This is a genomic window from Streptococcus sp. SS4 (genome assembly GCF_030440125.1).
GTDB lineage: Bacteria > Bacillota > Bacilli > Lactobacillales > Streptococcaceae > Streptococcus.
In genome coordinates this window covers 102,642-115,465 of the sequence record NZ_JAQFJM010000008.1, presented here as the reverse complement: position 1 = coordinate 115,465, position 12,824 = coordinate 102,642, and the positions used below count along the sequence as shown (strand labels likewise).

The 12,824-nt window shown below is 35.9% G+C and carries 12 protein-coding genes; all 12 read left to right on the top strand.

Annotation, left to right across the window (positions count from 1 at the left end; translation table 11 throughout):
• The first annotated feature begins 66 nt into the window (after nucleotides 1-66).
• The 12 genes from PCY16_RS08305 to PCY16_RS08250 are packed head-to-tail and all read left to right on the top strand — an operon-like array spanning nucleotide 67 to nucleotide 12,822.
• A complete protein-coding gene (locus tag PCY16_RS08305) occupies nucleotides 67-1,527 on the top strand; it encodes an LCP family protein (protein ID WP_195414103.1) in 1,461 nt (486 codons plus the stop codon).
• Nucleotides 1,528-2,259 carry a capsular polysaccharide biosynthesis protein Cps4B gene (cps4B, locus tag PCY16_RS08300; protein ID WP_070577186.1) on the top strand — a complete coding sequence of 244 codons (732 nt, stop codon included), beginning with the start codon at nucleotides 1,528-1,530 and terminating at the stop codon, nucleotides 2,257-2,259.
• Between the two features lie 8 nt (nucleotides 2,260-2,267).
• A complete protein-coding gene (locus PCY16_RS08295; RefSeq protein ID WP_048790943.1) occupies nucleotides 2,268-2,960 on the top strand; it encodes a capsular polysaccharide biosynthesis protein in 693 nt (230 codons plus the stop codon).
• A gap of 9 nt (nucleotides 2,961-2,969) precedes the next feature.
• On the top strand, nucleotides 2,970-3,710 hold the full coding sequence (locus PCY16_RS08290; RefSeq protein WP_002890888.1) for a tyrosine-protein kinase: 741 nt from the start codon (nucleotides 2,970-2,972) through the stop codon (nucleotides 3,708-3,710).
• A gap of 56 nt (nucleotides 3,711-3,766) precedes the next feature.
• Entirely contained in the window at nucleotides 3,767-5,134 is a 1,368-nt protein-coding gene (locus PCY16_RS08285) for a sugar transferase (RefSeq protein ID WP_195414104.1), read from the top strand.
• 32 nt (nucleotides 5,135-5,166) lie between these two features.
• Nucleotides 5,167-6,339, top strand: a complete 1,173-nt coding sequence (cps2T, locus tag PCY16_RS08280; protein WP_070577188.1) for a beta 1-4 rhamnosyltransferase Cps2T — start codon at nucleotides 5,167-5,169, stop codon at nucleotides 6,337-6,339.
• Between the two features lie 2 nt (nucleotides 6,340-6,341).
• Entirely contained in the window at nucleotides 6,342-7,487 is a 1,146-nt protein-coding gene (locus PCY16_RS08275) for a glycosyltransferase family 4 protein (protein WP_070577189.1), read from the top strand.
• A gap of 60 nt (nucleotides 7,488-7,547) precedes the next feature.
• Nucleotides 7,548-8,150, top strand: coding sequence for a DUF1919 domain-containing protein (locus PCY16_RS08270; protein WP_324250392.1), 603 nt, complete (start codon nucleotides 7,548-7,550; stop codon nucleotides 8,148-8,150).
• A gap of 24 nt (nucleotides 8,151-8,174) precedes the next feature.
• Nucleotides 8,175-9,149 carry a glycosyltransferase gene (locus tag PCY16_RS08265; RefSeq protein WP_183137180.1) on the top strand — a complete coding sequence of 325 codons (975 nt, stop codon included), beginning with the start codon at nucleotides 8,175-8,177 and terminating at the stop codon, nucleotides 9,147-9,149.
• A 20-nt stretch (nucleotides 9,150-9,169) separates the two neighbouring features.
• The gene (locus PCY16_RS08260; protein WP_183137181.1) at nucleotides 9,170-10,162 is read left to right on the top strand and encodes a glycosyltransferase; all 993 of its coding nucleotides are present in this window, start codon (nucleotides 9,170-9,172) and stop codon (nucleotides 10,160-10,162) included.
• Between the two features lie 28 nt (nucleotides 10,163-10,190).
• Entirely contained in the window at nucleotides 10,191-11,357 is a 1,167-nt protein-coding gene (locus PCY16_RS08255) for a polymerase (RefSeq protein WP_183137182.1), read from the top strand.
• A gap of 49 nt (nucleotides 11,358-11,406) precedes the next feature.
• A complete protein-coding gene (locus tag PCY16_RS08250) occupies nucleotides 11,407-12,822 on the top strand; it encodes a flippase (protein WP_301354522.1) in 1,416 nt (471 codons plus the stop codon).
• Nucleotides 12,823-12,824: the final 2 nt, after the last annotated feature.

Below are 12,824 nucleotides of genomic sequence, written 5' to 3'. Positions count from 1 at the left end.
TGAAGTTATAGTAATGTTATAATGATAATGGGAAATGTCTAATTTTAATTTATAGGAGCAATTTATATGAGTTCGCGTACGAATCGTAAGCAAAAACGTACGAGTAATAGATCGTGGGGGATGGTCAACGTTGGGTTGACCATTCTGTATGCTATTTTAGCATTGGTCTTATTATTCACCATGTTCAATTATAATTTCCTATCCTTTAGGTTTTTGAACATCATTATCACCATTGGTTTGTTGGTAGTTCTTGCTATTAGCATCTTCCTTCAGAAGACTAAGAAATCACCACTAGTGACAACGGTTGAACTGGTTATCTTCTCGCTAGTTTCTCTGGTTGGTATTTTTGGTTTTAAACAAATGATTGACATCACTAACCGTATGAATCAGACGGCAGCATTTTCTGAAGTAGAAATGAGCATCGTGGTTCCTAAGGAAAGTGACATCAAAGATGTGAGCCAGCTTACTAGCGTACAGGCACCTACTAAGGTTGATAAGAACAATATCGAGACCTTGATGTCAGCTCTCAAAAAAGATAAAAAAGTTGATGTTAAAGTTGATGATGTTGCCTCATATCAAGAAGCTTATGATAATCTTAAGTCTGGCAAATCTAAAGCTATGGTCTTGAGTGGCTCTTATGCTAGCCTATTAGAGTCTGTCGATAGTAATTATGCTTCAAATCTAAAAACAATTTATACTTATAAAATTAAAAAGAAGAATAGCAACTCTGCAAAACAAGTAGATTCAAAAGTCTTCAATATTTATATTAGTGGTATTGATACCTACGGTTCGATTTCAACAGTGTCACGTTCAGATGTCAATATCATTATGACCGTTAACATGAACACACATAAGATTCTCTTGACGACCACTCCACGTGATGCGTACGTTAAGATTCCTGATGGTGGGGCAGACCAGTATGATAAATTAACCCACGCAGGTATTTATGGTGTCGAAACATCTGAAAAAACTCTGGAAAACCTTTATGGCATTAATATTGATTACTATGCACGAATTAATTTCACATCTTTCCTTAAGTTGATTGACCAACTTGGTGGTGTGACAGTCCATAATGATCAAGCTTTCACAAGTCTTCATGGGAAGTTTGATTTTCCAGTTGGAGATATCCAAATGAATTCAGAGCAAGCACTTGGATTTGTTCGTGAACGCTATAGTTTAGATGGCGGAGATAATGACCGTGGTAAAAATCAGGAGAAAGTTATTTCTGCGATTGTAAACAAGTTGGCTTCTCTAAAATCTGTATCAAACTTTACTTCAATCGTTAATAATCTCCAAGACTCTGTTCAGACAAATATGTCTTTGGATACCATTAATGCTTTGGCTAATACACAACTTGATTCAGGCTCTAAATTTAAAGTAACGTCTCAAGCAGTAACTGGTACTGGTTCTACTGGTCAATTGACCTCTTATGCTATGCCAAATTCTAGTCTTTACATGATGAAACTAGATGATTCGAGTGTGGCAAGTGCCTCTCAAGCTATCAAAAATCTGATGGAGGAAAAATAAGTGATTGACGTTCACTCACATATTGTTTTTGATGTTGATGATGGTCCTAAAACTTTAGAAGAAAGTTTAGACCTTATTAGTGAAAGCTATGCCCAAGGGGTACGTAAGATTGTTTCAACATCTCACCGTCGTAAGGGGATGTTTGAGACTCCAGAGGATAAAATTTTTGCCAACTTTTCTAAGGTAAAAGCAGAAGCAGAAGCACTTTATCCAGACTTAACTATTTATTATGGTGGTGAACTTTATTACACCTCAGACATTGTGGAGAAACTTGAAAAGAATCTTATTCCGCGTATGCACAACACTCAATTTGCTTTGATTGAGTTTAGTGCTCGCACATCTTGGAAAGAAATTCATAGTGGGCTTAGTAATGTTTTGCGAGCGGGGGTAACGCCTATTGTTGCTCATATTGAGCGCTATGATGCCCTCGAAGAAAATGCTGACCGTGTTCGAGAAATCATCAACATGGGGTGCTATACTCAAGTTAATAGCTCTCATGTTCTAAAACCAAAGCTCTTTGGAGATAAAGATAAAGTAAGAAAAAAACGTGTTCGTTATTTCTTGGAGAAAAATTTGGTTCATATGGTTGCTAGTGACATGCATAATCTTGGTCCAAGACCACCATTTATGAAAGATGCTTACGCTATTATCGAAAAGACTTACGGAACGAGACGTGCTCGTAACCTTTTTATCGAAAATCCACAAACACTACTTGAAAATCAATATATATAGGAGAAACTATGACTCAGGAAAACACGAAGCGTGTTGAAATCGATGTACTTGCACTATTGCAAAAACTTTGGACTAAAAAAGTATTTATTTTATTTACAGCCTTTTATGTCGCTGTCTTTGCCTTCTTAGGAACTTACTTCCTCATTCAGCCAACATATACATCGTCTACACGTATTTATGTGGTTAATCAAGCTAATGATGGCAAAAACCTTTCTGCTCAAGACTTGCAGGCCGGTACATTTTTGACAAAAGACTACAAAGAAATTATTACATCAAACGATGTCTTGTCAGAAGTTATCAAAGATGAAAAATTGAATATGACAGAAGCAGAACTTGCTAAAATGATTTCAGTTAATATTCCTACTGATACTCGTCTTATTTCAATTTCTGTTAATGCTAAAACTGGTCAAGATGCGCAAACACTTGCCAATAAGGTTCGTGAAGTTGCTTCAGAAAAAATCAAGAACGTGACAAAAGTTGAAGATGTTACAACGCTTGAAGAAGCTAAATTGCCAGAGTCACCATCTTCACCAAATATCAAACGTAATGTGCTTCTTGGAGCAGTGCTTGGAGGATTCCTTGCAGTGGTTGGTGTATTGGTACGTGAAATCCTAGATGATCGTATTCGCCGTCCAGAAGATGTGGAAGATGCCCTTGGAATGACACTTCTTGGAATTGTCCCTGATACAGATAAAATTTAAGGAGAAGAAATGCCTCTATTAAAGTTAGTAAAATCTAAAGAAAACTTTGCCAAACAAACAGAAGAGTATTACAATGCCATTCGCACAAATATTCAATTTTCTGGTGCTCAGATGAAAGTGATTGCGGTTAGCTCTGTTGAAGCTGGTGAAGGAAAATCAACGACATCTGTTAACTTGGCGATTTCATTTGCTAGTGTCGGGCTCCGAACACTTCTCATTGATGCAGATACTCGTAACTCTGTTTTGTCAGGTACATTTAAATCAAATGAGCCTTATAAAGGCCTTTCAAATTTCCTTTCTGGAAATGCTGATTTAAATGAAACGATTTGTCAAACTGATATTTCAGGTTTGGATGTCATTGCATCTGGTCCTGTACCACCTAATCCAACAAGTCTTTTGCAAAATGACAATTTTAGACATTTGATGGAAGTTGCTCGTAGTCGTTATGATTATGTCATAATTGATACGCCACCAATTGGTTTGGTCATTGATGCTGTTATTATTGCCCATCAGGCTGACGCTAGTCTTTTGGTTACAGCAGCTGGGAAAATCAAACGTCGCTTCGTAACTAAGGCTGTTGAACAATTGGAACAAAGTGGTTCTCAGTTCTTAGGTGTCGTCCTTAATAAAGTTGACATGACAGTTGATAAATATGGATCATATGGTTCTTACGGATCATATGGTGAGTACGGGAAAAAATCAGACCAAAAAGAAGGTCATTCAAGAGCACATCGTCGTAGAAAAGGATAGCATTAATGGGGATGATGCGGCTCCTTATACCTTAACAGATTAAAAAGGGGTTTAGAGTGAAAGAAAAACAAGAAATTCGTCGCATTGAAATTGGTATTATACAGTTGGTTGTGGTTGTTTTCGCGGCCATGGTAGCTAGTAAAATACCATTTACAGAGATTACCCAAGGAAGCATTGTCCTTTTAGGTGTCGTACATGTAGTGTCTTACTATATCAGTAGTTATTATGAAAATCTTAAGTATAGAGGCTACTTGGATGAACTCATTGCAACTGTCAAATATTGTTTCATATTTGCTCTAATTGCAACATTCCTCTCGTTTTTTGCAGATGGAAGTTTTTCAATCTCACGTCGCGGACTTCTTTATGTCACCCTAATTTCAGGTGTTCTCTTATACATTACAAATACAGTTCTTAAGTATTTCCGCTCATCTATTTATACACGTCGTAAAAGTAACAAGAATATTCTCTTGATTTCTGATCAGGCACGTCTTGAAAATGTTTTGTCTCGTATGAAAGACAATATGGATGGTAGGATTACAGCAGTTTGTGTCTTGGATAATCCTTATTTCACTGATCCATTTATCAAGAGTGTTAAACCTGAAAATTTGATTGAATATGCGACACACTCAGTAGTAGACCAAGTTTTGATTAATCTGCCAAGTGAGCAGTACAAGATTTGGGATTATGCGTCACCATTTGAACTTATGGGAATCCCAGTATCCATTAATTTGAATGCCCTTGAATTTATGAGTCAGGGAGAAAAACGTATCCAACAATTGGGTCCTTTCAAAGTTGTTACGTTTTCTACGCATTTTTATAGCTATGGAGATATCTTGGCGAAACGCTTCCTCGATATCTGTGGAGCTCTAGTTGGTTTGGTGCTCTGTGGTATTGTTGGAATCTTCCTTTATCCTCTTATTCGTAAAGATGGAGGGCCAGCTATTTTTGCTCAAGATCGTGTGGGAGAAAATGGACGTATCTTCAAGTTTTATAAATTCCGTTCTATGCGTGTTGATGCGGAAGAAATCAAGAAGAATTTGATGGCACAGAATCAAATGTCTGGTGGTATGTTTAAGATGGACAATGATCCACGTATTACCAAAATTGGACATTTCATTCGTAAAACGAGTCTTGATGAACTTCCACAATTTTGGAATGTTCTAAAAGGTGATATGAGCTTGGTAGGAACACGTCCACCAACATTGGATGAGTACGAATCTTATACACCGGAACAAAAACGTCGCCTCAGCTTTAAACCAGGTATTACTGGTCTTTGGCAAGTAAGTGGTCGAAGTGAAATTACTGATTTTGATGAAGTTGTAAAACTAGACGTTGCTTATATGGACGGATGGACAATCTGGCGCGATATCAAAATATTATTGAAAACAATTAAAGTAGTAGTAATGAAGGATGGAGCAAAGTGATGGCTTTCTCCATTTCTTTTAATGGTGATTAAATGACAAAAACAGTTTATATCGTTGGTTCTAAGGGAATTCCAGCAAAATATGGTGGATTTGAGACCTTTGTTGAGAAGTTGACAGAGTTCCAACAAGACAAAGATATCCAATATTATGTAGCTTGTATGCGTGAAAATTCTGCTAAATCAGGAATTACAGCAGATACTTTCGAACATAACGGTGCTAAATGCTACAATATTGACGTCCCAAATATCGGGCCCGCACGTGCCATCGCTTATGACATCGCAGCTCTTAATAAGGCCATTGAGATTGCTAAGGAAAATAATGATCAAGCACCAATCTTCTATGTTTTGGCCTGCCGAATTGGTCCATTTATCTCAGGTATTAAAAAGAAAATCAAGGCTATCGGTGGTACCCTTATGGTTAACCCGGATGGTCATGAATGGCTTCGTGCAAAGTGGAGTCTTCCGGTTCGTAAGTATTGGAAAATTTCAGAGCAACTCATGGTTAAACATGCAGATCTCTTGATTTGTGATAGTAAAAACATTGAATCTTATATTCAAAATGATTATGCGAAGTATCGTCCTCAAACAACCTATATTGCCTATGGAACTGATACAACTAAATCTCGATTGACTAAGGTTGATGATAAGGTACGCACATGGTACTTCGAAAAGGGTGTTATTGAAAACAATTATTATCTTGTTGTAGGACGTTTTGTGCCTGAAAATAACTATGAGGCTATGATTCGTGGTTTTATGGCGTCTAGCTCCGATAAGGATTTTGTTCTCATTACCAATGTTGAAGAAAACAAATTTTACGACAAGTTGCGCCAGGAAACTGGTTTTGACAAGGATCCTCGTGTGAAGTTTGTCGGAACTGTTTATGACCAAGAATTGCTCAAGTACATTCGTGAGAATGCCTTTGCTTATTTCCATGGTCATGAGGTAGGTGGAACCAATCCATCACTTCTTGAGGCACTTGAGTCAACTAAGCTCAATCTCTTGTTGGATGTTGGCTTTAACCGTGAAGTCGGTGAAGATGGTGCTCTCTATTGGAAAAAAGACCAATTGGCAAGTGTCATTAATCAAGCTGAACAATTGGATGAACAAGCTATCGCAGACCTCAATCAAAAATCAAGTAAACGTATCGAAGAAGCCTTTACTTGGGAAAAAATTGTTACAGACTACGAGAAAGTATTTAAAGGATAGAAATGCAGAAAATTTTATATCTTCACGCTGGTGCCGAAATGTATGGTGCTGATAAGGTTTTGTTGGAGCTTATTAAAGGATTGGATAAAGAAGCCTTTGAGGCTCATGTCATTTTGCCCAACGATGGCGTCTTAGTGGGTGCATTGGAAAAGGTTGGTGCTAAGGTAAAAGTTATCGATTATCCAATCTTGCGCCGGAAGTATTTTAATCCTAAGGGAATTCTTGAGTATTTTGGCTCTTATAATCGTTATTCAAAGCAAATTGCTAAATATGCAAAGGAAAATGGCATTACTCTTATTCACAATAATACGACTGCGGTACTTGAGGGAATTTATCTCAAACGTAAGTTGAAACTTCCTTTGATTTGGCATGTTCACGAGATTATCGTCAAACCAAAAGCAATCTCTGATTTCATCAACTTTTTGATGGGGCGTTATGCTGATACGATTGTGACAGTTTCAAATGCTGTGGCCAACCACGTGAAGCAGTCTCGCTTTGTAAAAAATGACCAAGTTCAGGTCATCTATAATGGTGTTGACAATGCCGTCTATCATGAAATGGATGCCAGCGCAGTTCGTGACCAGTTTGGTATCGCACAGGATGCCTTGGTTATCGGAATGGTTGGTCGAGTGAATGCTTGGAAAGGTCAAGGCGATTTCTTGGAAGCAGTGACTCCAATCTTAAAGGCTAATCCAAAAGCAGTAGCCTTTCTGGCAGGGAGTGCTTTTGAAGGTGAAGAGTGGCGTGTTGATGAGCTGGAAAAGGCAATATCAGACTCACCAGTAGCTGGACAAATCAAGCGTATCAATTATTATAGTAAGACAACTGAGCTCTATAATATGTTTGATATCTTTGTCTTGCCAAGTACCAATCCAGATCCCCTACCAACCGTAGTTCTCGAATCAATGGCTTGTGGCAAACCTGTAGTCGGCTACCGTCATGGTGGTGTCTGTGAAATGGTTAAGGAGGGTGAAAACGGTCTTCTTGCCACACCAAATCAGCCTGCAGAATTGTCTAAGGCCATCCAAGAATTGGCTGATAACACTGAGAAGAGAGAGCAATTTGGCAAGGCCTCTGTTAAACGCCAAAAAGAACTCTTCTCATTACAAAGTTATATTCGTAATTTCTCAGAGCTATATAAGAAATAAAAAGAAGTTCTAAGAAGTACTAATATGAACAGTGAAACACTAAAAAATAAATTATAACCAATCGTTTATCCAATTATTAATTTTATTCCTAGACGAAGACTTAAGAATAAAAATTTTACGATCATTTGTGATAATTGTTGGGCTGGAAAAGTCTATCAGGAATTGGGCTTACCTTATCAAACACCATTTGTAGGGATGTTTGTCTTTTCTCCTGATTACATCAAGATGCTTAAGAATTTAAAACACTATTTGAGTGGTAGTATCTCTTTGACATTTGTTAAGGAATCGAAATACATCAAAGACTTTGATAATGCCTATCCTCTAGCACTTCTTGATGATATTGAACTTCATTTCCTGCATTACGCTGATGAAGAAGAAGCAACTCAAAAATGGAATCGTCGTTTAGAAAGAATACATTGGGATAATTTGTATTTCAAGTTCAATGATAATGATGCCTGTACTTACGAGCTGATGAAAGAGTTTGAAGAACTTCCATACAAGAGTAAGGTGATTTTCTCTTCGAAGAATTACAGTGATCTACCTTCATTGGTCCACTTTAAATCAGCTGAGAAGCAAGGACATGTTGGGATTGATTTAAAAACTTACCACCGCTATTTTAATGCTGTTACCTGGTTGAATAAGGGTGGTGAAGATTTAACATAAAATAAAAATTTAGGTGAAGAATCCATGAAACCACTTTTAACTGTTGTCATTCCAGTTTATAATGTCGAAAAGTATTTAAAACGTTGTGTAGAGAGCGTTCTTGTCCAAGAGTGGCATAATTATGATATTTTACTTGTAGATGACGGAAGTACTGATAGTTCTCCTCAAATCTGTGATGATTATGCTAAAGTTTATGACTTTATCTCAGTAATTCATAAAGAAAATGGAGGGCTTTCTGAAGCTCGCAATACAGGGATTTTACATGCAAAGGGTGACTATGTTTATTTCCCTGATTCTGATGACTGGCTTGAACCACAAACTTTTAAAGAATTAGCAGAGGTGTTGGAATCCCAAGAGTTTGATATCGTTTCTTTTAACCGTGAGTTTGTGAAGGGTGAAGAAGATCCTATAGTTTCAGATCCATTAGTAACTCAAGTGTTTGAAGGTAAAGATGCTTTTGTCCAAATGCTCAAGCATAGTTATATCACAGGTTTTGCCAACGACAAAATATATAAAAAGTCTCTATTTATTGATAATAATATTTCTTTTCCAAAAGGAAAATATTATGAAGATTTGGGAACCAATTACAAGCTTTTTCTTTCAGCCAAAAATGTCTTTGCTACCAATCAAAAGTATTATCACTATTTAATTGATAATCCCGATTCTATTACTCAGTCATGGAACGAGAAGAAATTTAGTGATATGTTTGGATTCTACAAAGAAGTTTTCTATTCTGACTTTGTTCGTTCACAATTAAATAAAGAAGAATTACAAATTTCGCAACTTTATTATGTAAACGGATTGGTTCATATATTAGCAAGTTTGTATAAATCTAAATTAGATAAACAATATATAGAAATTACGAATGAAGTGAAACAAGAATTGCTTAAGAATAGTGTTTCTCTTTCTCAAATGAAAGACCAACCAAATAAGTTGAAATATGTACTGTTTAGACTAAAATTGTTAAAACTAGCCTTCAGTATACAAAACGTTTTTTGATGTTATTTTAGGAGTCTAAATTGAAATACTCTGTTATTATTCCAGTTTATAATGTTGAGAAATACATTGACCGTTGTTTGAAAAGTATTATTTCTCAAAATTATGATGACTTGGAAATTATAGTGATAGACAATGGATCTACTGATAGTAGTGGCAGTATTTGCGATACTTATGCTAGTGAATACTCAAATATCTCAGTCTATCATATTGAAAACCACGGTGTTGGTTCGGCACGAAATTTTGGCTTGTCCAAAGCCAGGGGAGAGTTTATCTACTTCGTTGATAGTGACGATTATCTTGTTGGTAATCTCTTTGCTGATTTTGCAGATAAGCTAGTCTCAGATTTGGATTTGGTTGTTTTTAGTTATTATAATTCTTTTGAGGAAGATTTAACTGAGAAGAGCCGTACTGAAAAGTCACTTCCGTTTAAAGGGAGTTACGACAAGGATGGTTTTATCAAGATATTTAAAGAACTATTCTTATCGGATATGCTTTACACAGTTTGGAATAAGATATATCGCAGAGAATTTCTTCTTGAAAATAACCTTTCTTTTGAGCAGTATGAGTTAGGTGAAGATGTCCGCTTTAATCTTGATGTTTATCATAAAGTCAACAAGATTTATCTTTCTCAAGATTCTTACTACGTTTATGTCATTGGTAGAAAAGGTTCCGCCATGTCGGGCTATAACCCCAAACGTCTTCAGTATCAGCTTCAAGAGTTGAAGATGGTTGATAATCTACTTTCTGACTGGAATTTGGATAGTTTTGATTTTGATAATACTGTAAAAGCAAGAATACTGATGAGTAACATCTACAATATAACGAAACAGAATTTATCTGTAAATAGAAAAGTTAAGCTCGTTAAAGATACATGTGAGAGACAAGATATGGAGGATTTTATAAAGAATGATTCTTCTGCATTAAATCCACTCATAAAACTGTTGCTGAAATGTCGAATGTATGTTGTTTTGATTTATCTTAAAAAGATACAGATGGTATTACAACATTTATAAGAATAATTGAAAGGTATGGAAAGTACTTGTGAATAGCAGTCGCTTTATCTCAGAGAAAATCTATTTATTTACTCTTTTTATTTGGGTATTATTTGCATCTCTGGTAACTACAACTTATTTTGTAAGGGTGGATGGTTTTTTGTCACTCTATCGTATCTTGCTATATTTTACAATAGGTATGATTACGATAAAGGAACTCATTAATCTTCCTGATACCATAAATTATTTCAGATACCACTTGAAGGAATTAATAATTTTCCTATTATTTACCTTGACCATGTTAATTGTGTCAAAAAATCGAGATGGTCTTTCTGATATTAATGTTTTGCTGTTGGTTTTTTCAGCTAGGGATATAGAGTTCAAGAAGTTATTAGGGACCTTTTCTTTTGCTACCTTTTTAGTGCTATTTGTAACTATTTTAGCTAGTAAGATGGGCTTTATTTCTAACATGTTGATGAGTGCTGACAATGGTTATCGTTATAGTTTGGGATTTAACTATGTTTCCTTTGCTTCTCAACGTATGTTTTTTGCCCTATGTAGCTATCTTATGTTTAGAGGGAAGAAGGTTACTTATATAGAGTTGTTAGCTCTACTATTTGCTACGTTTTATATGTACCAACAGACCTCAACCTCAAGTCCACTTTATCTAAGTCTCTTGATTTTGACTTATGCTTTAATTAGTCTTAAGGTCTTTAAATTTGATTTTATAGATAGAAATGTTATAACAGCAAATCTTGCCAAATATGGTTTTATTATAGCATTGGCTATAATCCTCTATTTCTGTTTCTATTCAACTGGTGATTTATTCCATCTTGTTGACCAATTTACACATAATCGTCTAAGACTTAGTGTTCAAGGATTCCGAAACTTCGGAGTTTCCTTATTAGGTCGACCAATTTCATTTACAACCATGGACATCTTCGGTAATTTTTCAAGCAACTATAACTTTATTGATAGCTCGTTTGTGCAGTTACTCGTAATTGATGGATTGGCTGTTAGTGCATTTATGTTATTTGCTTTAACACGTGTCATGAATTATTTTGTGACTAATCGAAAAGATATTGTCCTTGCTTGCTTAGGTGTTATGATTATTCATGGCATGTTTGATCCGCAAATGCTTGTTCTTCGTTACTCACCTCTTATCTTATTGATTAGTCGACTCTTTGTGATGAAGACTGATAAAGATTTTTTGTAATTGAAACAGAGGTATATCATCAAGAAAGTCTAAACAGAGTCATATACATATGAAAGTTTTAAAAAATTACGCCTACAATCTTTCCTATCAATTACTGGTCATTGTTTTACCAATCATTACGACACCTTATGTTACTAGGATTTTTAGTTCTAAGGATTTAGGTACTTATGGTTACTTTAATTCGATTGTGACCTACTTTATTCTTTTGGCGACTTTAGGTGTTGCTAACTATGGTACTAAAGAGATTTCAGGACATCGAAAGGATATTCGTAAAAATTTCTGGGGTATTTATACCCTCCAATTGATTGCGACTATTTTGTCTCTTGTCTTGTATACATCATTATGTTTGTTCTTTCCTGGTATGCAAAATATGGTGGCTTATATCTTAGGATTAAGCTTGATATCGAAAGGAATGGATATTTCTTGGTTATTCCAAGGTTTGGAGGATTTTCGTCGTATTACCGCTAGGAATACAACGGTAAAGGTTTTAGGAGTTATTTCTATCTTCCTATTTGTGAAAACACCTGGTGATTTGTATCTCTATGTTTTCCTATTGACCTTCTTTGAATTGCTTGGGCAATTAAGTATGTGGTTACCAGCGAGACCTTACATTGGAGAACCACAATTTGATTTATCCTATGCTAAGAAACATCTTAAACCTGTTATTTTGCTGTTTCTCCCTCAGGTTGCCATTTCACTATACGTGACTTTGGATCGTACAATGTTGGGTGCCTTGTCATCGACAAATGATGTAGGGATTTATGATCAGGCTTTGAAAATAATTAATATTTTGTTGACGTTGGTGACTTCATTGGGAAGTGTAATGCTTCCAAGGGTATCTGGTCTTTTGTCTAGTGGAGACTATAGGGCTGTTAACAAGATGCATGAATTCTCTTTCTTGATTTATAATCTCGTCATTTTCCCAATTATTGCTGGTCTCTTGGTTGTCAATAAAGACTTTGTTAGTTTTTTCCTAGGAAAGGACTTCCAAGCAGCTAATATTGCCATTGCCATCATGGTCTTTAGGATGTTCTTTATTGGTTGGACAAATATTATGGGAATCCAGATTTTGATTCCACACAATAAACATCGTGAGTTTATGCTCTCTACGACTATTCCGGCTGTTGTCAGTGTTGGACTTAATCTCTTGTTAATTCCTCCATTTGGCTTTGTTGGGGCCTCAATTGTATCAGTTCTAACAGAGGCTTTGGTATGGTTCATTCAATTGTACTTCAGCCTTCCTTACCTCAAGGAAGTACCGATTCTTGAGTCTATGGCAAAAATTGTATGCGCATCTGCTATGATGTATGGCTTGTTGCTAAGTGCAAAACCATTCTTGCATTTTCCACCTACTTTAAATGTTCTTGTGTATGCAGTGCTTGGTGGCCTCATTTACCTTCTTGCTATTCTAGTTTTGAAAGTGGTAGATGTTAAAGAATTAAAAGAAATAATAGGAAAAAATTAGGA